Source organism: Micromonospora sp. CA-269861 (assembly GCF_050948505.1).
Lineage (GTDB): Bacteria > Actinomycetota > Actinomycetes > Mycobacteriales > Micromonosporaceae > Micromonospora.
In genome coordinates this window covers 4,598,156-4,620,460 of sequence record NZ_CP192014.1, presented here as the reverse complement: position 1 = coordinate 4,620,460, position 22,305 = coordinate 4,598,156, and the positions used below count along the sequence as shown (strand labels likewise).

The 22,305-nt window shown below is 68.6% G+C and carries 15 protein-coding genes; 6 read left to right on the top strand and 9 right to left on the bottom strand.

Going from position 1 to position 22,305, the window contains the following annotated elements:
* Nucleotides 1-316 precede the first annotated feature (316 nt).
* From ACQP0U_RS21100 to ACQP0U_RS21090, 3 genes are all read left to right on the top strand, one after another.
* Nucleotides 317-2,251, top strand: a complete 1,935-nt coding sequence (locus ACQP0U_RS21100; protein WP_433320992.1) for a CRTAC1 family protein — start codon at nt 317-319, stop codon at nt 2,249-2,251.
* Nucleotides 2,248-3,294, top strand: a complete 1,047-nt coding sequence (locus tag ACQP0U_RS21095) for an enediyne biosynthesis protein (protein WP_433309690.1) — start codon at nt 2,248-2,250, stop codon at nt 3,292-3,294. Before ACQP0U_RS21100 ends, ACQP0U_RS21095 begins: the two co-directional genes overlap by 4 nt.
* An 85-nt stretch (nt 3,295-3,379) precedes the next feature.
* Nucleotides 3,380-4,693 carry a glutamyl-tRNA reductase gene (locus tag ACQP0U_RS21090; protein ID WP_433320989.1) on the top strand — a complete coding sequence of 438 codons (1,314 nt, stop codon included), beginning with the start codon at nt 3,380-3,382 and terminating at the stop codon, nt 4,691-4,693.
* A gap of 6 nt (nt 4,694-4,699) precedes the next feature.
* Here ACQP0U_RS21090 and ACQP0U_RS21085 read toward each other — a convergent pair whose 3' ends face one another.
* Nucleotides 4,700-5,260 (bottom strand): SRPBCC family protein, encoded by a 561-nt coding sequence (locus ACQP0U_RS21085; protein ID WP_433309688.1) that lies wholly within the window; start codon nt 5,258-5,260, stop codon nt 4,700-4,702.
* A gap of 207 nt (nt 5,261-5,467) precedes the next feature.
* Between ACQP0U_RS21085 and ACQP0U_RS21080 the strand changes: the two genes are divergently transcribed.
* The gene (locus ACQP0U_RS21080; RefSeq protein ID WP_433309686.1) at nt 5,468-7,012 is read left to right on the top strand and encodes an NAD(P)-binding domain-containing protein; all 1,545 of its coding nucleotides are present in this window, start codon (nt 5,468-5,470) and stop codon (nt 7,010-7,012) included.
* On the opposite strand, the gene ACQP0U_RS21075 is transcribed toward ACQP0U_RS21080, so the two are convergent.
* The 5 genes from ACQP0U_RS21075 to ACQP0U_RS21055 form a co-directional block, all read right to left on the bottom strand.
* Nucleotides 6,996-7,595: a nitroreductase family protein gene (locus ACQP0U_RS21075; RefSeq protein WP_433320986.1), complete on the bottom strand. Its 600-nt coding sequence runs from the start codon at nt 7,593-7,595 to the stop codon at nt 6,996-6,998. The genes ACQP0U_RS21080 and ACQP0U_RS21075 overlap by 17 nt on opposite strands.
* Before the next feature lie 162 nt (nt 7,596-7,757).
* Nucleotides 7,758-8,909 carry a carboxylate-amine ligase gene (locus tag ACQP0U_RS21070; RefSeq protein ID WP_433309683.1) on the bottom strand — a complete coding sequence of 384 codons (1,152 nt, stop codon included), beginning with the start codon at nt 8,907-8,909 and terminating at the stop codon, nt 7,758-7,760.
* A 73-nt stretch (nt 8,910-8,982) separates the two neighbouring features.
* Nucleotides 8,983-10,125, bottom strand: coding sequence for a M20/M25/M40 family metallo-hydrolase (locus ACQP0U_RS21065; RefSeq protein WP_433309681.1), 1,143 nt, complete (start codon nt 10,123-10,125; stop codon nt 8,983-8,985).
* A 91-nt stretch (nt 10,126-10,216) separates the two neighbouring features.
* Nucleotides 10,217-10,783: a carboxymuconolactone decarboxylase family protein gene (locus ACQP0U_RS21060; RefSeq protein ID WP_433309678.1), complete on the bottom strand. Its 567-nt coding sequence runs from the start codon at nt 10,781-10,783 to the stop codon at nt 10,217-10,219.
* 205 nt (nt 10,784-10,988) lie between these two features.
* Complete coding sequence (locus ACQP0U_RS21055) at nt 10,989-11,978, bottom strand: hypothetical protein (protein ID WP_433309675.1); 990 nt, start codon at nt 11,976-11,978, stop codon at nt 10,989-10,991.
* Nucleotides 11,979-12,226: 248 nt separating this feature from the next.
* Here ACQP0U_RS21055 and ACQP0U_RS21050 point away from each other — a divergent pair, with 248 nt between their 5' ends.
* The gene (locus tag ACQP0U_RS21050) at nt 12,227-13,207 is read left to right on the top strand and encodes a LacI family DNA-binding transcriptional regulator (RefSeq protein ID WP_433309672.1); all 981 of its coding nucleotides are present in this window, start codon (nt 12,227-12,229) and stop codon (nt 13,205-13,207) included.
* Nucleotides 13,208-13,474: 267 nt separating this feature from the next.
* Nucleotides 13,475-14,986 (top strand): family 43 glycosylhydrolase, encoded by a 1,512-nt coding sequence (locus ACQP0U_RS21045; RefSeq protein ID WP_433309669.1) that lies wholly within the window; start codon nt 13,475-13,477, stop codon nt 14,984-14,986.
* Nucleotides 14,987-15,087: 101 nt separating this feature from the next.
* On the opposite strand, the gene ACQP0U_RS21040 is transcribed toward ACQP0U_RS21045, so the two are convergent.
* From ACQP0U_RS21040 to ACQP0U_RS21030, 3 genes are all read right to left on the bottom strand, one after another.
* The gene (locus tag ACQP0U_RS21040) at nt 15,088-17,022 is read right to left on the bottom strand and encodes an Ig domain-containing protein (protein WP_433309667.1); all 1,935 of its coding nucleotides are present in this window, start codon (nt 17,020-17,022) and stop codon (nt 15,088-15,090) included.
* Nucleotides 17,023-17,209: 187 nt separating this feature from the next.
* Entirely contained in the window at nt 17,210-20,518 is a 3,309-nt protein-coding gene (locus ACQP0U_RS21035; protein ID WP_433309664.1) for a discoidin domain-containing protein, read from the bottom strand.
* Between the two features lie 604 nt (nt 20,519-21,122).
* Nucleotides 21,123-22,148, bottom strand: a complete 1,026-nt coding sequence (locus tag ACQP0U_RS21030; RefSeq protein ID WP_433309661.1) for a LacI family DNA-binding transcriptional regulator — start codon at nt 22,146-22,148, stop codon at nt 21,123-21,125.
* Nucleotides 22,149-22,305: the final 157 nt, after the last annotated feature.

Sequence of the window (22,305 nt, the reverse complement as noted above, 5' to 3'; positions counted from 1 at the left end):
ACGCCGCCGTCCCCACCCGGTCCGCCGGGTGGGGACGGCGCGGTCGACGACTATTTCCGGGCACTTTCCTTCCGAGTCACAACCGCCGTGAGCAGTGGCGCTCACCGCTTTCGAAAAAGATTTCTTCATCCGTGCGCGCTTCGCCGGTAACCGCTTTGAGAGCAATTCCTGAGAAGACACCGCGCCGCACCGGACGAAAGCATGGCGATGGTTCGTACCGAGACGCCGCGTCCGACCGCACCGCCCGCTGCCGGCCGACCCGTATGTCCCGGCGCCGTCTACCCGAGGGGGACACTTGCCACCGCAATCCGTAGGCATCCTGCGCCGACTCATTCCACCCGTGTTCGTCCTGGTGCTGGTCGCCGGCCTGTTCTCGGTGGCCCGGCTGCCCTCGGCCTCCGCCGAGGAGCGCAGCGCGCTGGCCGCCCGGTACGCGTTCACCGAACGACCGATCGCGCTGCCGCCCGGCCTGCCGCAGCGCACCGTGCGTCAGGTGAACCCACGGTACGAGCACATCCGGTCCTGGATCTCGTCGGTCGGCGCCGGGGTGGCGCTCAACGACCTGGACGGCCGGGGCGGCGCGAACGACCTGTGCCTTGTCGACACCCGCAGCGACGCGGCGATTGTCACCCCGGCGCCGGACAGCGGTGCCACGTACGCGCCGTTCGTGCTGGATCCGGCCCCACTGCCGATGGGGCCGGCGATCGCCCCGATGGGCTGCGCTCCCGGCGACTTCAACCTCGACGGCCGGATGGATCTGCTGGTCTACTACTGGGGCCGTACGCCGGTGCTGTTCCTGCAGCGGCCCGAGGTGACGGCGCTGAGCCTCGCGGCGTACCACCCGGTCGAGCTGATCCCGCAGCAGACCATCGGCTCCCTCTACCGCGGTCCGCTGTGGAACACCAACGCTGTCGCGGTGGCCGACTTCGACGGTGACGGCCGCCCGGACATCGGGATCTTCAACTACTTCCCGGACAGCCAGGTCCTCGACCCGCAGGGCCTGCCGCACGTGCAGATGAACCACTCGATGTCGCACGCGCACAACGCCGGTGGCGCGCACATCCTGCGGTGGACCGGCGCCACCACCGGTGAGTCACCCTCGGTGAGCTACGAGAGGCAGGTGGGCGGCGATCCGGAGTTCTTCACCGGCTGGACCCTCGGCGCCAGCTCCGCGGACCTGGACGGCGATCTGCTGCCGGAGCTGTACCTGGCCAACGACTTCGGACAGGACCGGCTCTTCCACAACCGGTCCAGGCCGGGCCAGATCCGATTCGAACTGGTGGAGGGGCAGCGCGACCCGATCACCCCGAAGTCACTCGTGCTCGGACACGACTCGTTCAAGGGCATGTCCATCGACTTCGCCGACCTGGAGGGGCGTGGACGGTTCGACGCGTTCGTCAGCAACATCACCGAGTCCTGGGGTCTGGAGGAGAGCAACTTCCTCTGGCAGAACACGGCCTCGACGCCGGAGCAGGCCCGGGCGAAGCTGAGCAGGGGCGAGGCGCCGTACCGCAACCAGGCCGCCGCCAAGAACATGGCCTGGGTCGGCTGGGGTTGGGATGCCAAGATGGCCGACTTCGACAACAGCGGACGGTTGGCGGTCGTGCAGGCCACCGGCTTCGTGAAGGGCACCATCAACCGGTTCAACTGGTTGCAGGAGTTGGCGATCAGCAACGACCTGCTGCTCTCCGACCCGGACATGTGGCCCAAGGCCGAACCTGGTGACGACCTCGCCGGCGACAACGAGCTCGCCTTCTGGGTACGCGAGGACAACGGCCGGTACGCCAACATCAGCAAAGAACTCGGTCTGGCCCTACCCATTCCCACCCGGGGTGTGGCGGTGGCCGACACCAACGGCGACGGGGGCCAGGACTTCGCCGTGGCCCGCCAGTGGGGTCCGCCGGCGTACTACCGCAACGACAAGCCCGGGAACGGCAACTTCCTGGGGCTGCGGCTGACCCGGCCGACGCTGTCCGGCGACGGTGCCTCACCGGCGTACGGCGCGCAGGTGCGGGTCACCACCGCTGACGGACGCACCCAACTCGCTCAGCTCGACGGGGGCGGGGGCCACTCCGGCAAGCGCAGCTTCGACGTGTTCTTCGGCCTCGGCGCCGCCGGGGACCGGCCGGTCAGGGCCGAGCTGTTCTGGCGCGACCTCACCGGTGCCACCCACCGGCAGACGCTCGACCTGACCGCCGGGTGGCACGACTTCCTGCTGACCAGTCGAGCCGAGGAGTTGACCAAGCGATGACGGACGTCAAGCAACCCGAGGCGACCAGGGACCTGTCTCTCGCCACCCCGGTCACGCCGTCTGCGACGGCACCGCAGCCGACGCCCGCAACGGACCGGCCCGCCGTACCACGGGTGGACAGCAAGGACCCGCGCTACCTGGCGCTGCGCAACTTCGCCATGTCGATGACGGTCTTCAACATCCTGGGCTACACGGTGCTCGGTTTCGAGCAGCCCTGGCTGTGGCCGATCCTGGCCCTGGCCTTCGGATACGGCACCGAGATCATCGTTGAGATGGTCTCGGCGCGGGCGCTGAAACGGCCGGCGGCCTTCAGCGGTAACGGCGCGTGGGGGATGTACACCTTCCTGCTGCCGGCGCACATCACCGCGCTGGCCGCGAACATGCTGCTGTACGCCAACGACAACTTCTGGCCCATCGCGTTCGCGGTGGTCGTGGCGGTCGGTCAGAAGGCGGTGCTCCAAGCGCCGATCAAGGGCCGGATGCGGCACTTCATGAACCCGTCCAACTTCGGCATCACCATCACGCTGCTGGTGTTCTCCTGGGTCAACATCGCCCCGCCGTACCACTTCACGGAGAACGTGCCCGGGGTGATCAGCATTCTGATCCCGGTGGTCATCGTGACGGCGGGCACGGTGCTCAACGCCATGCTGACCAAGAAGGTGCCGCTGATCGTCGGCTGGCTGGGCGCGTTCGTGATCCAGGCGGTGCTCCGGCACTTCATCTGGGACGTGTCGCTGGTCGCCGCGCTGGTCCCGATGACCGGGGTGGCCTTCGTCCTGTTCACCAACTACATGATCACCGACCCGGGCACGACCCCGGCGGCACCGCGGATGCAGTTCATGTTCGGCGCCAGCGTGGGCATGGTCTACGGCCTGCTGATGGTGTTCAACGTGGTCTACACGCTGTTCTTCGCCGTGACCCTGGTATGCCTCGCCCGTGGGCTGTTCTGGTGGGGCAGGTGGCTGGTGCAGCGCAACCGGCCCGCGGAGAACCTGACACCCGCACCGCCGCCCGCCGCTGTGGCGCTACCGGTCGCCCGTTGACCGTCCGCCGGTCCCGGTCACCGGTCGGCCCGCTCGTCGTGGGTCCGCCGGTGGCCGGGACCGGCCGCTTCCGTGGAGGTGCACCATTAACCTGCTCGTCGTTGGCGCCTCGCACCGGACCACTCCGGTCGACGTGTTGGAACGGCTCGCGGTCGGATCCGCCGAGCTGCCAGGGCTGCTGCGCGCGCTGCTCGACCGGCCGGCGGTCGAGGAGGCGGTGGTGCTGTCCACCTGCAACCGGTTGGAGGTGTGGGCGGCGGTCAGCGGCTTCCACGCCGGGCTGCGCGACGTCGGCGCGACGCTCGCCACGCACGCCGACGCGTCGACCGACGTGCTGGCCCGGCACCTGTACGCGCATTACGACGACGCCGCCGTAGCGCACACCTTCACCGTCGCCGCCGGCCTGGACTCCGTGGTGGTCGGCGAGGCGCAGATCCTCGGGCAGGTGCGGGCCGCGTACCGGGCCGCGGTCTCGCACGGGGGTGCCGGCCGGCTGACCCACGAGGTGGTGCAGCACGCGCTGCGGGTCGGCCGACGGGTCCGGGCCGAGACCGACATCGGGCGCTGTGGCGCCAGCACGGTGACCGCCGCCCTCGACGTGGCGGCGGGACACCTGCCCGGTGGCCTCGCCGGCCGGCCCGCCCTGGTGGTCGGTGCCGGGGCGATGGGCGGGCTCGCCGTCGCCGCGCTGACCCGCGCCGGCGCCGGACCGATCGCGGTCGTCGGCCGCGGCGCCGACGGCATCCGCCGGCTCGTCTCGGCGTACGGCGTGCGGCCCGTGCCCGCGGCGGACCTGGTGCCGGCTCTCGCCGCCGCCGACGTCGTGGTGACCGCGACGACCGCACCGGACCCGGTGCTCACTGCTGAGCTGGTCGCGCCGGCGCTACGTCGACGGCTGACCCGCCGCCCGGACCTGCCCCTGTTCGTGTTGGACCTGGCGATGCCCCGGGACGTGGACCCGGCGGTCGCCCGGCTCGACGGCGTGGTGGTCGTCGACATCGGCGGGCTCGGCGCGGTGGCGCGCGACGGTGTCGAGCGCCGGGACCAGGATGCGGCCGAGCGGATCGTGGCCGCCGAGCGCGACGCGCTGGCCGGCCGGCTCCGCGGGGCGGACGCCGGGCTGACCGTGGCCGCGTTGCGCCGCCGGGCCGACCGGACGGTCAGCGCGGAGCTGCACCGGCTGGCCCAGCGCCGACCTGACCTCAGCGAGGCACAGCGGGCCGAGGTGGCCCGCACTGTCAACCGGGTGGTCCAGCAACTGCTGCATTCCCCGTCGGTACGCGTCCGTCAGCTCGCCGGCGAGCCGGACGGCGAGCGTTACACAGCGGCGCTGCGTCAGCTGTTCGACCTGGAGGTGCCGCACAGCACCCCGGTCGCCGACGTGCCCCGGGTGGCCTGACCGTCGTCAGCTCCCCCTCGTCGTCAGCGACCCGTCGTCGGTGGGTGTCTCGGCGAGGGTCTTGATGCCCTGCAGGGTGGTGATCATGGCCTCCCGTAGGGCGGCCATGCGGCGTTCGATGATGACCTCCTCCTGCTCGGGTGCGCGGTCGATGATGAGGCTCAGGCCGGTGCGGCCCGGCCCGATGCGGACCGAGTGGGTCAGTCGACATCCACCCGCCTCCTCGACGAGCCGGAACTGCCAGGCCGCACCCGGACGATCCGGGTCGGCTGGGCCACCGCCGAACCGGCCGGCCACGTCGACCACCGCCCAGCCGAACACACGCGGCGCGTCGAGGCGCACCACGTGCGAGACGGTCTGCCACTCGCCCAGCAGGGGGTGGTGGTTGTGGCCTTCGAACCGGGCACCCAGCGTCGGCCTGTCGCAGTCGTCCAGCCACCGCACGCGCCACAACTCCGGGCTGAACCGCGTGGGCAGTTCGATGTCCGTCACCAGGTCCCACACCCTGGCGGGGTCGGCCGCCAGATGCAGGTCACACTCGATTGTCGGGCCGTCGGCGTACCGCACGTCACCGCTCCTCTGTTCGTTCCGGACTCATGCCGGTCTGCCGGTCCACTACATCGCATGACATGATCGGAATTCAAGTGCGCAAATTTCCCGTGCCGTCGGGCGACCTGTCCGATCTGCCGAGTGAGCACGACGCGACGGCATTGACACACGCTGACATTCATTCCAAGGTCGATGGATTCGTCTCTCCGTCGAAGGGGCCGCAGGATGGTCAGCAACGAGCACAGGTACGTCATCGTCGGGGCGGGTCCCGCCGGCGTTCAACTGAGCTACTACCTACAGCAGCACGGCGCCGACTACCTGACGCTCGAAAGCGGAGACGCGCCGGGCGGGTTCTTCCGGCGGTTTCCACGCCATCGCAGGCTCATCTCGCTGAACAAGGTGCACACCGACAGCACCGATCCGGAGATTCGCCTGCGCTGGGACTGGAATTCGTTGCTCAACGACTCCCCGGACCTGCTGTTTCCGAAATTCAGCGAGGAATACCTGCCGGCGGCCGATGACCTGGTGCGCTACCTCGCCGAGTTCCAACGTGTGCACAAGCTCAACATCCGATACGGCACGACGGTCGAGCAGATCACGCGTACGGGCGACGGCTTCACCGTGCGCACCGACCAGGGTGAGGTGCGCGCGCGCTGCCTGGTCGTCGCGACCGGCTGGGGCCAGCCGTTCGTTCCGGCCATCACGGGTATCGAACACGCCATCGGGTACGAGGACATGGTCATCGACCCCTCGGCGTACGACAATCAGCGGGTCCTGATCATCGGTAAGGGCAACTCCGCGTTCGAGACCGCGTCGGCCGTCCTCGGCCGCGCATCGATGGTGCACCTCGCCAGCCGGCAACCCCTGCGACTGGCATGGAACACCAAACACCCCGGTGACGTCCGTGGTCAGTACGGCGCGATCCTCGACAGCTACCAGTTCAAGACGCTGCACTCGGTGCTCGACTGCACGATCGACGAGATCCGGCCGGTCGACGGGCGGTTCCAGGTGTCGATCACGTACACCCACGCCGAGGGGGAGACCGCCGTCCTCGACTACCACACGGTGCTGAGGTGCACCGGCTTCCGGATGAACACCGCGATGTTCGACGAGACGTCCCGACCCGACATGGTGCGGGACGGCCGCATGCCCGGGCTACGCCCCGACTGGCAGTCGAGCAACGTCGACGATCTGTACTTCGCCGGCACCATCGCCCAGGCCCGGGACGTCAAGCACGCGTCGTCGCCCTTCATCGACGGCTTCCGGTACAACCTCCGTACGTTCACCCGGATTCTTCGCGAGCGGTACGACGACGTCCCGTTGTCATACGCGACGACGCCGGCCGACGCCGCGTCGCTGACCAAGCTGATGCTCGACCGCGTCAACTGGTCCTCGGCGCTGTGGACCCAGTTCGAATACCTCTGTGACGTCTTCGTACGCGACGACGCCAGCGGCGACTTCCACCACTACGAGGACCTGCCGGAGGACTACGCCGTGGAGCGCTTCGGGGCTGCCACGCAGTGGTACACGCTCGCGCTCCGGTGGGGCCGCGACGACTACGGCGACGTGTTCGCCATCGACCGGCATCCGACCCCCGACCGGGCCCGGGAGAGCGCCTTCATCCACCCGGTGATCCGGCGGTACCGCGGTGCGGAGCTGGTCGCCGAGCAGCACCTGCTGGAGGATCTGCTGGCCGAGTGGCGGCGCACGGACCGCCACGTCGAGCCCCTGGCCGAGTTCCTGACCAGGGACCTCACCACCGGACCATGACCTCGTCGAGGGGTTTTCGGGTCAGGTCGGGGACGTGGGCGTCCGGCGTGGGATACCCGACGGGCATCACCACGTACGGGCGCTCCTCGGGCGGACGCTCACACACCTCGTTGAGAAATCGCATCGGGCTGGGCGTGTGGGTCAGTGTGACCAGGCCGGCGTGGTGCAGCGCGGTGATCAGCAGGCCGACCGCTATGCCGACGGACTCCTTGACGTAGTACGGCTTCGGGCTGTTCGGCCCCTGGTGCACCTCGAACACGACGATGACGGCCGGTGCGGTCTCCAGGAACGGCTTCCGCCAGTCGGTGCCGAGCCCGGCGATCGCGCCGAGCCACTCCTGGGAGGCGCGGCGGTCGTAGAACGCGCGTTCCTCGGCCTCGGCCGCCTCGCGTAGCCGGCGTTTGCGGACCGGGTCGGTCAGCACGACGAACCGCCACGGCTGCACATTGGCCCCACTGGGTGCGGTCGACGCGGCCCGGATCGCCGCCTCGACCACCCCGTCGGGCACGGGGTCGCTGGCGAAGTCGCGCACGGAACGGCGCCGCGCCATGCGTTCGGCGAACGCCTCCGCCTCCCGCACCATGTCCGCGGGGGATCGACGCTCGTGCTGGATGGGGACCGTGGAAAGCAGGTCTGTGTCGTGCACCTGGAACCTCCCCTGATCCGGCCTGCCGGTTTCTGCGGGAGGGTCACCTGCCGCCGGCATCCGGTTCGTTCAGCATTTCGGAGGCCTGACGGCATGTCGTTACGCAGGTGTGCTGTCTTCGTGGGTCGGCACGTCGGGCGCGGTCCGGGTGGCGATTTCGTCGACCACGTCGGTCAGGCGTCCACGGAGCGCCGCGGCGGCCCGTTGGCGGGTCGCCCCGTCGCCGTCCGTGGCGAGCCACCTCAGCCATGCCTCCACCCGGTGGCGGTCACCCGCCTCGTCCAGCGCTGGTCGGGCGAGCGCGACCAGCCGTTCGGCGAGGGCCGTCGCGGGCAGCAGCCGGCCCGTGGCGGCGTCGACGCCGTGGCCGCCCATCCCGTCGCGGGCGGCCCGCCAGTACGCCAGTCGCATCAGCTCCGGGACCAGCTCCGGCCCCTCGTCGCCCCGGTCGACGGCATCCCCGCAGACGACCACCAAAGCCCGCACCAGGCCCGCGAGCGCCGCGGATTCGGCGGCGCTGACGGGTACGTCGGCCACCCGTACCTCAAGCGTGGGGTGGTTGGTGGACAGCCGGAGATCCCAGAAGATGGTGCCGTGATCGACCAGCGCGCCGGCCTCGAGCAGCATGTCCACGTGGTCGTCGTACTGCTGCGCCGACGTCAGGAACGGCGGCGGGCCGGCCACCGGCCAGCGCCCCCACGTGACGCTGCGCCAACTCGCGTACCCGGTGTCGCGTTCCGGCCAGTAGGGCGAGTTGGCCGTGAGGGCGAGCAACACCGGCAGGTGCTGGCGCAGATGGTTGCCGATCAGCACGGCGCGGTCCCGGTCGGGCTGCTCCACGTGGACGTGGACGGCGCAGATCGCGAGCTCGTCGTGCAGCCCACGGTAGGTGGCGGTGCCCCGGTCCTGGCGAGGCCCTTCGGTGAGGGGCGGCGGCACGGCGCGGCCCAGCACCGGCGAGCCGCTGGCGATCACCCGCAGACCCGCCGACAGGGCTGCGGCCTGGACGGCGGCGCGGCCCTCGGCGAGCTGCGCGCCGACATCCTCGACGCTCCGGCACGGGTCGGTTCGCGTCTCCACCTGAAACTTGGTGATCTCACCACCCACCCGGGTGCCGAGGGCCGGGCGCGCGCGGTTGACGACGGTGGCCGCCTCCGGCACGACCTCGCCCCGGTCGACGTCGACGACGAGGAACTCTTCCTCGACACCGAGCAGGGGAATGGGTGATCCCGCACGCTGTCCCGTAGTCATGCCAACGCCGACCTCTCGCTGCCGGTCGTTTGCCGGCGGTGAGCACGTTACGTTACGGGATCGCGTCGGTGGGTCAAGATCCGGGACGCTCCATGGTGGACAGCACATCGACGAGCCCGGCCAGGAGTGCCGTCCGTTCGGGCATCCGGTCGAGGCAGACATACTCGTCGGCGCCGTGCGCTCCGCCGCCCACCGCGCCCAGGCCGTCCAGTGTCGGTACGCCCAACGCGGCGGTGAAGTTGCCGTCGGACGCGCCGGCCGCGTACGCGCCGACGAGGCCCGGGATGCCAAGCTGACGGGCGACCGACTGGGCCAACTTCAACAGCGGTCGCGCGAGTTCCTCGGACATCGGGTAGCGGTTGATCCCTCCGTGCACCGCCAGCGTCGCCTCAGGCAGGAACGGCACCAGCCCGCGGATGGCGTGGTCGACGCGTTCCAACTCGTCCCTGGTCCAGGCCCGCACGTCAACGGCCAGACTGGCGCGCTCCGGCACCGTGTTCGTCGTGGTGCCAGCGGAGAGCAGGGTCGGTGTGACGGAGGTGCCACCGCTGTCCGTCGCGCCGAGCGCACCCAACGTGAGAACCTGGTGGGCGACCTCGACTGTGGCGTTCACTCCGCGCTGTGGTTCGACGCCCGCGTGGGCGGCGCGACCCTCGACGATGACGCGGTAGACCGACCCGCCCTTCCTGGCCACCTTCACCTGCCCATCCGGGGTGGCCGCCTCGCAGACGAGAACCGCACCCGAACGCCGTGCCTCACGTTCGATCAGTGGCCGTGACGTGACGGACCCGGTCTCCTCGTCGCAGGTGAGCAGCACGCCGACGGACGAGGTGTCCTCGATCAGGCGCAGTGCCGTGAACATCTGCACGATCCCGGCCTTCATGTCGCAGACGCCAGGTCCCGTCGCCACGTCCCTGCGTACGGTGAAGGGCCTGGATCGGATCGTGCCGACCGGGAAGACCGTGTCGAAGTGGCCCAGGAGCAGCACGCGCTGATCGGCGGCCGGCCACAGCAGGTGCGGCAGGCCGTCGATCACGACCGGACAGGCGGGTCGGCCGAGCGCCTCCTCGCCCCAGCGGGCGAGCAGGTCGGCACAGGACTCAAGGTGGGGCAGCGAGCCCGGTGCCGACTCGAGCGCGACGAGCGCGCCCAGCCGGTCAACCATGTCTGCTCGGAGCTGCTTCGTCGCGGGGAGCAGCCGGCGTGCGAGTTCCATCGATCCCTCCAGCGTCACAGGCGACGGGCAGGGCCGGGCCTGTCCGTCGACCATCGCAGAGGGATCGCTGTGTGGTCACCCGTGTCTGTGCTCAGGCGGCTGGCGGCCCGCTGATCGCAGCCCCGTAGCCAACCTCGACGATCCGACGTGCGGACTCGGCGTAGGCGTCCCGGCCCTCGGGCGCGAAGGTGCCGAGCCCGTCGACGTAGCGGTTGAACATGCAGAACGCGGCGGCGATCAGGACGGTGTCGTGGATCTCCAGGTCGGTAGCGCCCTCGGCGCGGGCGTTGGCTACGAGTTCGGTGGTGACCTCGCGGCCACTGATCTGCACCGCACCGGCGATGCGCAGCAGTGCCCGCAGTTTGGCGGAGATCGGGGCGGTGTCCAGGTCCGCGCGCACCTGGTCGACGAGGGAGTAACCATCGTCGAGTTGCGCCGCGGCGAATGCGGAGTGCGACGCGCAGCAGAAGTTGCAGTCGTTTCGCCCGGACACGTACGCGGCGATCAGTTCGCGCTCACCAGCCGGAAGCGAGTGAGGGGCACGCAGCAGCACCTCGGCCAGTTCGTTGAGTGGCTTCGCCGTCTCCGGGCGGTACCGCATCGGTCCGGAGATGCCGGGAAACTGCTTTTCGTCCAACCCAAGATCGATGTGCGCCATGGTCGTCAAACCCTTCGCCCGTGAGTCACGGCCGCGCCGAAATCAGCATCCACAGCGGACGAGAGTGTGCACGCGGCCGTGCGGCTGTTGCCGCGCAGCCACGATCCCACTCTGTCCCCCGCTCGGATCTCTTCATTTGTGCTCTCTTCCCGTCGAGAACCCTGGGGTGGGAGCACGGCGAGCAAGCCAACGGCGCGAGGCTGCGTCACTGCATAGCGGTGGCCGGGGGGTGATCGAATGATTCGGGGCAGCGGAAGGTGTACAGCGAGTAGCCGCGCCCGATCTGCACGCCGACGGTGTCCGGGGACGCGGTGGGGTTTTCCTCGGCCGGGCGCCAGCTGCAGTGCACGCCGTTCCAGTCGCCTGAGTCGACAGTGAGAATCAAGGTCATCGTGGTGCCGCAGGCGGCACAGTTCATCGGGTACGGATCGGTCAGCGACCAGTTCGCGTACCCGCCGACCTTCCATCCCGGTGCGAGCGACAGGTCGCTCTGATAGTGGGGGCGGCTCTCGTCTTCGTCGTCATCCCACTCGTCGAGCCGTTCGCGTAGGTCGTCGGGGAGCAGGTCGGCGTACTGGTACTCGCGGACCTGCTCGGGCTGCACCACGCACGGAAGCGGCAGGTACATGTCGCTGATCACCGGCGGTTGGGGAGGCGCTTCGAGTAGCGGGCCGACGCTGGAACTGTCGCGCCAGTAGAGGAAGGTGCGAGGGCTGTAGTGCCGGTCCGAGTGGTCCACCGGGCACCACAGCATCTGGAGCAGGTCGGTGCCGTCCGGTCCGGCGTAGTCCGGGATGTCTTGTCGGTACAGCTGCGCGACCGGGATCAACGGGATGGGGTCCTCGATCAGGTCGTCCAGGTCCAGAGCGTCGGCCGCATCGAGCTCGGCCCGCTCCTCCGCGGTCAGGAAGTCCCCGCCCGGCAGCGGCTCGCGGGCCTCCGCGGTCGCGAGGATCTCCCGCCTGCGGTGCAGGGCGGCCGGGGTGGTCAGGTTGTATGGCTCGTGTGCCCCGGCGTCGTCGCAGACCGGCCATACCTCGTCGGCCGGCCACAGCAGCGGTCCGCCGACCGAGCTGTCCGTAACGGTCGGAGCGCCGGGTCGGGGATGCAGGCGGGTAGCGGTGATGGAATGTTCCCGCAGCTCAGGAAAGAGCGCGGTGATGTCGAGGGGACGCGGAGGCGTGGTGCGGGCCATAGACGTGGATCGTAAGGCCCGCGTACAGGTCCTGGGTTGCGGGATGGCTGGCGCTGGGCGGCTTGCCGAAAACCTTTTCGGCAACCATTCTCGTAGGGGGACCACGGATTGACTGAGGCCGAGGAGAGTGGGTTGTGGTTGAGGTTAGCGGCCCCGAGGTGGAGGCTGGCCCGTGGGCGGAAGCCTCGATCCGACCGGCCGGGTGGTCCGGTCGCCCGGTCATGCGTGATGTCGCCAAGCTGGCGGGCGTGTCCTCCCAGACGGTTTCCCGGGTCATCAACCGGCACCCACACGTCACGGACGCCACCCGGCAGCGGGTTATGGATGCGATGCGGAAGTTGGACTACCGCCGCAATCTGACTGCCCGCGCGCTGGTCACGCGGCGGTCCGGAACGCTGGGGATCATCGGCTACGAAAGCCCGTTGTTCGGACCGAGCTCGATGTTGTACGCGATCGAGAGCGCGGCACGGGCGGCAGGCTATTTCGTCAGCGTCGCCAGCGTTCGCCAACTGGACCGCCGGTCGGTGCTCGACGCGATCGACTGGCTCTGTCAGCAGTCCGTCGAGGGGGTCATCGCCATCGCGCCCAAGCCGGCGATGGCTGACGCGTTGGCGGAGGCGTCGCCCGCGATCGCCTGCGTGACCGTGGGCGGGGGCAGCAGCGACGCGGTGCCGAGTGCGCGGATCGACAACGTCGCCGGCGCGCGATCGGCCACCCGGCACCTGCTCGACCTGGGACACCGCACCGTCCACCACGTGGCCGGTCCGGACGACTGGCCGGAGGCCGGCGAGCGGCTCCGGGGCTGGCGCGAAGCCTTGCAGGACGCCGGCCGGCCCACCCCTCCCGTAGTGCCCGGGGACTGGAGTGCGCGGGCGGGGTACGAGCAGGGTAGGCGGCTGACTGTCGATCCGTTCGTGACGGCCGTCTTCTGCGCCAGTGACCAGCTGGCTCTCGGCGTGCTACGGGCCCTGCACGAGGCCGGTCGACGGGTCCCCGAGGACGTCAGCGTGGTCGGGTTCGACGGGACGCTCGACAGCGCGCACTATCTGCCGCCGCTGACCACGGTACGGCAGAATTTCGCCGAGTTGGGGCGGCTCAGCTTGGAACTCCTACTGTCCCAACTGGACCGGACCGAGGGCGCCCCGGCCTCGAGGCGGCAGTTGCTCGTGCCGGAGCTGGTGATCAGGCGCAGCACGACACGGCTCCGCGACCCGCACGACAGGCGGTGACCCACCGGAGCAGCCGATGGGGGCTCAGGGCAGGGGGCTGCCGTACGGAACGGACAGGATCGGATTAATCTGCGCCCGGCTGATATGTGTGTTCGAGCAGTGCGGACATCGGGCGTCGTCATTGGGTTGGTTCATCGGGCTGCTGATGCCGGCGTCGTCGGAATTGCGCCGCGGGCCACCACGACAGCGATTGCCGAAAAGGTTTTCGTAAGGAAGTGTGGCTGGCACATTGCTGATTCCGGAACGTCCCCCCGGAGGTCGCACGACATGAAGCAATCCCGAAAGTCCGCCCTGCTCGCAGTGCCGATTCTGGTCGCGGCCATGCTGTTCGTCCCGCAGCCCGCCGCCGCCGCGATCGTCACGTTCGCCACCACCCTGGTCAACTCCAACGGCGGCGCCTGCCTGGCCCTGCCCGGCGGCGACACCGCGAACGCCGTGCAGCTCACGCAACAGGCCTGTACCAGCGCCGCGTACCAGCGATTCACCTTTACCCCGGTGTCCGGCACGGCCGACACCTACACCATCGCCACGGTGAACGCGGGCAGGTGCGTCGACGTCTACGGCGCCTCTTCGGCCGACAACGCAGCGATCATCCAGTGGACCTGCCACAGCAATCCCAATCAGCGCTGGCGGCTCGTCCCGGTCACGGTCAGCGGCACCGACAGGACATTCACTGTCGTGTCGGTCGGCTCCGGCAAGTGCCTCGTGCCCGCCGGAGGTTCCTCCGCTACCAACACCGGCCTGGTGCAGCTGCCCTGCAGCACCGCCACCAGCCGGATCTGGCGCCTGGCCGGCTTCACGGGTGACGGTGGCACGGCGAACACGTTCACCAACCCGATCAAGGCGCAGGGCCCCGACCCGTGGCTGCAGTACTACAACGGCTACTACTACCTGGCCACGACGACCTGGAACCGCACCATCACCATGCGCAAGGCCACCACGCTGCGTGGCCTGGCCATCGCCACCGACCAGGTGATCTTCAACCTGACCAACCCGAACGGGGCGGGCACCATGTGGGCGCCCGAATTCTTCCTGCTCAACGGCCCGAACGGGCCGCGGTGGTACTTCTACTACACCGCCGGTCGCGAGCCGTTCAATCTGGGCACCCAGCGCATCCACGTGCTGGAGAGCGCCGGTACGGACCCGATGGGCCCGTACACGTTCAAGGCCTCCATGCTCGACCCGACCGCCGACAACACCTGGGAGCTTGACGCCAGCATCCTTCAGCTCAACGGACGGCTGTACCTGCTGGGCACGTTCTACAACGGCTCGCAGCCGATGTTCATCCGCCCGCTGAGCAACCCGTGGACGGCGAGCGGCACCCGGCGCGTCCTCTCCACGCCGACCTACAGTTGGGAGACCGTCGGCGGCGGCGTGAACGAGGGCGCGGAGGTCCTACAGCGCAACGGCAGGACCTTCATCGTCTACTCGGCGAGCCACTGCTCCACGCCCGACTACAAGCTGGGCATGCTTACCTACAACGGCACGGGCGATCCACTGCTGTCCTCGTCCTGGACGAAGTCACCCAACCCCGTGTTCCAGCGCTCGAACGCCAACGGCGTCTACGGGCCAGGCCACAACGGATTCTTCAAGTCGCCGGACGGCACCGAGGACTGGATCGTCTATCACGCCAACAGTTCGGCGTCGGCCGGCTGCGACATCAACCGCTCCACCCGCGCGCAGAAGTTCACCTGGAACGCCGACGGCACGCCGAACTTCGGCGTTCCGGTCGCGACCGGAGTCACGCTGACCGCCCCCTCGGGCGAGCCGATCTCCTGAACAGCGGCGCCCGCTCTCGCTGCGGCGAGAGCGGGCGTCCGGAGGAGCGGCGGGAATGCCCGTCTCCGCGCGTGGGGATCGACGGTCGCCGGGGGCAGCCGTCAGCTGAACGCCTTGACCTCCAGCAGGCCGGTGGAGAGATTCGGCGCGCTCTGCAGCAGGACGCGCAGCCGGGTGGTGCTGACCGGGGGGAACGTGACGCTGTTGTACTGGTTGGCCACGACGGGATACCCACTGGCGCCCGGCACGTCGACGTAGGCACTTCCGTTCCAGAACTGCAGCCGCCACGATGCCGGCAGGCCGACGCCCTCGCCATCGGCGAAGAAGTACACCTGCGATCGACTAACCGCTTGAGCCGACGGCCACGTCAGTTCAGCCCACTGCTGGCCCTGCTGCGGCCAGGTACCCCAGCGGTTGCCCTGATTGGGGGCGCCGCTGTTGGAACTCGTCGGATCGCCCCCGGTGTTGATCGCCGCGCAGCTCTCCCAGGACGACGTGAACGAACACGACGGGGTCGCGCTGAGGGCGAGGTTTCCGCCGCCGTTTCCGCCGCCGACCGTGAGCTGGAACGTACGGGTCACCGGAGCGCTCTGGCTGTCGTAGTCGCGCAGCTCCGCTGTGAACGAGTACGTTCCGGCCGTGCTCGGAGTCCCGCCCAGCGTGCCGGTGAAGCGGTCGAGGGTGAGACCGGCCGGCAGCGCGCCACTGGTGACCCGCCAGTCGTAGAACGGCACGCCGCCCTTGGCCGTCAGCCTGTGCTGGTAGGCCTGGCCGGTCGGGGCGTTGGGTAGGCTGGTCGTCACGATCGAGGGGGTCAGGAACGGGGTCAGGTTGCGGTTCAGCGGCCAGCCGGCGTTCTCGGCGACCAGCAGCGCCAGTTTGGTCAGCATCCACCGTCGGGTCGGGAACAGGTGGCTCCAGCCGCCGCTCTGGCCGCTGAGCCGGTCCCAGTACGCGGACGTGCCCGGGATGTGGTAGCTGCTGTCCAGCGCCACCGCGCGTCCCTGGTAGGCGGTGACCTCCGCGTCATTGACGCCGCCGGTGGCGACGAAGTTGCGCATGCCGGCCCAGTCGCTGTGGTAGGCGACGGCGTGCCCGTACTCGTGCATGACCAGGCCGTGGACGTCGAGCACCGGTCCGGCGATGTCGGTCTTGTACCAGTCCTCGTCCGCCAGCGAGGTGAACAGTTGCTTGCCGGCCTCGTCGTACTCGAAGATCATCGCGGTGGAGCGATGGATCGGGCCGGGCAGTTGCTGGCCGTTGCGGGTGTGGTAGCGGCCGTTGTTGGCGGGGTAGCCGGTGGAGTAGGGGGACTGGATTCCCCGGAAGTACACCCACATGCCGTTGTAGGCGGCGTTGTTGGTGACGTTGATGCTGTTCTGCCAGTCGTTGCCGGGCAGGTGGTTGGTCTCCGCCCCGACGGCCACCGTGTCGAACGGCTGCAGGTTGAAGAACCGGTACCAGTCCTTCACGCCTTCCTCGGCGGCCGTACGGAATGCCGGGTTGGTGAAGTAGCCGGTGATGGTGTCGTAGCGGTAGTCGAAGGTGATCGGGATGGTCGGCTCGATCGCGGTCTTCTGATCCTGCTGCACCCGGATCGGCATGGTCTGGGTGTAGGTCGTGTTGTTGGCGGCCCGCACGCTCAGCCGCAGGGTGTGGAGCTCGTCCTGGCCGGCGGCGCGTGTGGAATGGATCGCCAACTTGAAGGTCTTCTGTTCCGACGAGTTGGCGAAGGTCAGCCGTTTCGTGGCGCCGGTCGCGGACAGCTGGCTGGGCAGGTCCATCATCAGCCGGGAGGTGCCCTCGGCCTTGAGGTCGATGGTCACCGGGAACGGGACGTCCGTCGGGGGCCGCACGGTCAGCTCGATGTAGGGGTTGGCCAGATAGCCTTCCCAGTCGACAAGTTGGACGCCGTAGCCGTTGACAGTCCTGCCGAACCTGTCGACGACAGTTGCGGTGCCGGCGGCCCGTGCCGGGGCGGCGATGAGCGGGGAGGCGAGCAGCGCGAGCACTGCCGCGGTGGTGAAGCGTTTCACGTCGTTACCTCAGTTCCTGATGCCAGTGACACCTTCGATGAAGTAGCGCTGCGGGAAGAACCGCAGCGTGACGGCGGCCCGGTCGAGCGAAAGTTTGGCGTCGTCTCACGTCGGTCCGATGACCGTCATGGTGCGGCGTTGGGGGTGGACCAGCCGTGCCGCTGACCACCCCTACGCCCAGAGCGGACTACCCGAAGGCCTTGACCTCCAGCAGCCCGACCGAGTTGGTCCCGCTGGTGAGCGCGACCCGGAGCCGAGTGGTGCTGATCGCCGGGAACGTGACGGTGTTGTACTGGTTGATCACGGTCGGGTATCCGCTCGCCCCGGGGACGTCGACGTAGGCGCTGCCGTTCCAGTACTGCAGCTTCCAGGACGCGGGCAGTCGTACACCGTCGTTGTCGTCGAAGAAGTAGACCTGGGCCGACCGGAGTGTCTGGGCGGCCGTCCAGGTCAGTTCACCCCACTGCTGGCCGGTGTTGGGCCAGGTGCCCCAACGCGGGTTGACGGTGTCGTTGGACGACGGCGGGTCGACGCCGTCGTTGAGGGCGCTGACACTTTCCCAGCTCGAGGTGTACGAGGCCGACGGTGTCGCGGTGATGGCGAGGTTGCCGGTCGGGTCCGGATCCGGCGGTACGGTGCCGCCGCGGTTGTAGACCTTCACCTCGGTGAGCCCGGTCTTGAACCCGGACGCGTGAGTGACCTGGATGCGCAGCCGTTGGGTGCTGACCGCGGTGAACCTGACGCGGTTGTAGTTCGCCTGCGGCGCCGCCGGCGACTTGACCTGCGCGGCCGCGTTGACCCAGGCGCTGCCGTTCCAGTACTGCACGGTGTACGACGTCGGCGCGCGGTACCGGTTGGTGGCCCGGTCGTTGCGGAAGTAGACCCGCGCTTCGTCGACGGCCCGGTTCTGGCCGAAGTTGATCTCGTACCAGTCGGTGGAGTTGGGCGATCCGTAGCTGCCCCACAGTGGTTCGTTGATGGGGAAGCCGTCGATCGCCGCCCCGGTGGAGGTGCCGCTCGCGGTGTACGACGCCGACACCGCCGCGCCCTGGGCCAGGTTGGCGGTGGTGCTGGTCAGGTCGGCGCCGGCCTTGGCGAACATGTCGACCATGCGCGGGCTGTTCTGCACCACGTTCTGCGGCAGCTGCGGTCCGGTCAGCGCGACGTTGTAGTTCACCACGCCGGATCCGCTCGGGAAGGTCACCGCTCCGGTGGCCGGGTTGTAGAGCACCCGGGTCAGCCGGTCGACTGTGAAAGCCCTGGTCCCGTTGACATAGACCGAGTAACCCTGCGGCACCCCGCTGTAACGGGTCACCCCGTCGGCCGGGTCGTCCCAGACCACGCTCAGGTCGGTATTGCGGTAACGGAGGTTGTTCACCGCGAAGTGGGTCCAGTTGATGTTGATCGGGGACAACTCGATCTGTGCGTCGTTGCGCGGCCTCAGCCCGGCGACGTCTTCGATGACGGTCCAGTTGCTGCTGCCCAGGATGTTGTGGTGGATCCAGGACCGGTAGTCGATGTTCTTGGTGCCGTTGTTCCAGTCGGCCCAGAACTCGTTGGCGTCCGGCCACTGCGTGTTTCCGCCGATGTACTGCGCCCAGGCGTTCCAGTAGAGCAGCTTCTTGTAGTCCTCGTTGTTCATCCACTGGTTGGGGTAGTTGCGCAGCACCGAGGAGTAGAGCCGGAACTGCACTGTCGAGTTGATGGTGGAGAAGTTGTTGCTACCCGGCTGCCCGGCTGCGGCGGCCGCGGCCTTGTCCCGCTGGTTGGCGGTGAAGAACGGGAAGATGGGGTACTCGGCCGGGTCGGCGTAGAGGCGCAGCGCCTCCCGGTACTGGGCGGTGTTCGGCATCAGGCCCACCGAGTACGGGTAGTAGTTGTTGATCTCCTTCCAGGGCACGTGGGTGTTGGTGGAGACGTGCTTGTGCTCCAGCAGCTGCCGGGAGGGGTTCCACAGCGTGTTGATCACGCCGTTGCGGATCCTGTCGGCGAGCGCCTGCATCTCGTTGGCCTTGGCCGTGTTGCCCAACAGGGTGTAGGCCTGCACGGCCGCCACCGCGCCGCTGTAGACGTAGGCCGATTCGGCCCGGTCGAGATTGCCCGAGCGCCAGTGGAACGACACCGCGTCGGCGTCGTTGCCGGTCATCGCGCCCCAGTTGTACTCGATGACCCCGTTGTTGTTGGTGTCGTAGGTTGCCAGCTGGCCTTTGACGTCGCCTTCGGCGTACCTGGCCAGGTTGCCGGCGATCACCGGCTGCCCGCCGTGGATCTGATACGACCGCCACGCCGCCTCGGAGATGTACTGCGTGTAGCTGTTGGACCAGTTCTCCGGATCACCGGGATTGTCCATGAAGCGGCCGCCCTTCGACGACTGCCCGACCGACAGCCACGGCCCGTAGGAGTACACCGGGTTGCGTAGGTACTTCAGGTCGTCGATGTGCATCGGCTGGGTCAATGCGATCGCGTTGTTGTAGCCGGTCACTCCCTCGATCGAGACCGGGAACTGGAAGTCCTGCCCGGGGATGTCGACGTCGAGGTAGTTGTAGCGCATCAGCCACCAGCGGTAGTAGATGTTCTTCTTGATCGCGGCGTCCGGCACGTCTATGTAGGGGATGTTCTCGGCCCACCACCGGTTGTAGTCGCGTACGTGGGTGCCGAACGCCGTTGCCGGCGAGTAGCCCTTGTAGGCGTTGTACTCGGTCAGCGATTCCGGGATCTCGTTGGTGACGAAGCCCATCACCACCTTGGTCGTGATGGTCTGCCCGGCCGCGACAGTCACCGAGCGGTTCAGTCCGCCGCTGCTGACGGTGAACCCGTCTCCGGACAGCCGCGGGTAGATGGTGGTGAGGTTGTTCTTCACCTGCCGGCTGCCGGTCAGCTCGTTGCCGCTGCCGCTGGTCGCGTACGGGGACGTCGCGCGCAGTTGCAGCGTCGTCGCCGTGCTGCCGTTGTTGACGATCGACAGGTTGGTGACGGCGACGTTGTTGTGCGTGATGAATTTCTGCATGTCAACGCGGACCGAGCCGCTGGTGTAGACGCCCTTCCAGTGGCTCGGGCTCTGCCAGCGGCCGCTGACCTGCTCGGCGAATGTACCCGGGGTGATGGCGACCGAGTAGGCATTCTGGCTGCTGATGTTGTCCCAGTAGGCGACCTGGCCGCCGAAGCCGATCACCGACGGGGTGTGCGTGGTCATGAACAGCCCTCGGCCGCGGGTCATCAGCCAGGTGCCGGCCGGGTCGTTGCCGGGCCGGCCGAGCAGGCGGTCCATCCAGAAGTCGGTGCCGGCGCTCTCGGCGTTGTAGATGGCCTGCATGGTGTTGCCGGTGGTGTAACCGACCGGTGGCGTCGGGATCGACGGGCCGTTGAAGGTCGGGTAGCCGATCGGCTGCGCGGCGGTGGCGGGTGCCTCGGCCAGCACCAGCAGGCTACCGGTGGTCAGCAGTGCTGCGACGGCTGTCGCCAGCGGTCTGCGCCAGGGTGGGAGGGAGAGTCGCATCGTTCATCTCCTGACGGTCGGGACGGATCTGGTGGTGGGGTTTCATGCCGACCCGGGGCTCAGGTCGGTACGTCGGTTGGGGCCGGGCAGGCGCTCACGGGCCGGTGGTGGCGGCGAGTGCTGGTGGCCGTAGCGTGCGGAGAACGGACCTGTGCGTGTGTGTTTAGCGGCTCGTTGATCGAAACTCGTAAATGTCCGATGGTCGATTCCTCTCCTGGTCGGGTGGTCGATGAACGTGCGTCGCAGGCGGTGGTGCCGGTCACGCGTTCCACGCCAGAGATCGGTCCCTGAGGGCGCCTACGGGGCTCAATACACGATGCTGACCGAAAAGGCTTTCGGCAAGACCTTGACCCCGGACGGGCTCGTCCGAGAGCGGTTGTTCTTGCTGTAAGTGCGCACCGGTTCCGGTTAGGGAGCGGCGGCGGAAACGTATCGCCTGCTGGCCGTTGAAAGAATCCGAAATGGTTTCGGCGAGCAGGCTCGTATCGCATCCCGTGTCAGTCGGTGCCTGATGTGACAGCGCGCGCACCTCACGTGATGTGCTCTGACACTCAAGCGACCGACTGACGGATCTCGCACCGGTCGCCCGGCGACCCTGACCCTCTCAGCGACGAGGCAGTGCCGGCCCGGTGGACTCGCGCACTACCAGGCGGCCCTGCTGGCGGATGACACCAACGCCGGCGTTGCCGTCCAACGCCGCGATGAGGTGCTGGACCGCGGTTGCGCCGAGCTGCTCGAGATTGAGATCCACAGTGGTCAGCGGCGGCCGGCAGTCCTCGGCGAAGAACTCCCAGTTGTCATAGCCGACGATCGCCACGTCGTCCGGAATCCGGCGGCCGAGATCGCGCAGTGTGTCGGCAACCCCGGAGGCCACCTGGTCATTACCGCAGAAGATCGCGTCCACGTCCGGTCTGGCCGCCAGCAGCAGCCGTGCCGCGTGCCGGCCCCATCGCTGGGACCACTCGCCGAACAGTGGATCGCCGGCGGGGGACAGGCCCGCCTCGGCGAGCACCGTTCGCAGGCCGGCGGCTCGGTCCCGGGCGGCGCGGTAGGTGTCCGGCCCGGTGATGTGTCCGATCCGCCGTCGGCCGTGCGACACCAGGTGTTCTGCGGCGAGTCGGGCACCGCCCTCGTCGTCGGCGACGATCGACAGGTCGTGCGGGTCGGTCGACTCCGCGTAGGCGTAGACCACCGGAACCGGGATCTGCTGCGTCAACGAGGGGCTGACCTCGTTGCTGTCGCCGACCACGATGAATCCGTCGACCTGGCGTGCCAGCAGGGTGCGGATGTAGTGCTGGCGCCGGATCGCATCGCCCCGGGCGTCGCAGAGCAGCACGGACATCTGCCCGTTGCCCAGGGCGTTCTCCGCACCGAGCAGGATGGACATGGCGAACCTGCCGCCGAGTTCGTCGGTCAGCAGCCCGACCGTGCGCGTGCGTCCGGAGATCAACCCGGCGGCCAGGGCGTTGGGCTCGAAGGAGAGTTCGGCGGCGGCGCGCAGCACGCGTTCCCTGGTGGACGGTGCGACTTCGGCCCGACCGTTGAGCGCTTTGGACGCCGTGGCCACGGAGACGCCGGCGTGGCTCGCCACATCACTCAGCGTCACTGACTGCGATCGTCGCCGCCCCACCCGAAAGCCTTTCGCAACGTTTCAGGGCAACGGCATCTGCCGCACGCCCCTGCGGTTTCCGGCCAGCGTAGTGCGCAGACACCTTCAGGGGAAAGAGCGAGAGGCGATCGAAACCGGTTCGGGTTTTACCCGTACGACATCTTGCCGAAACCGTTTT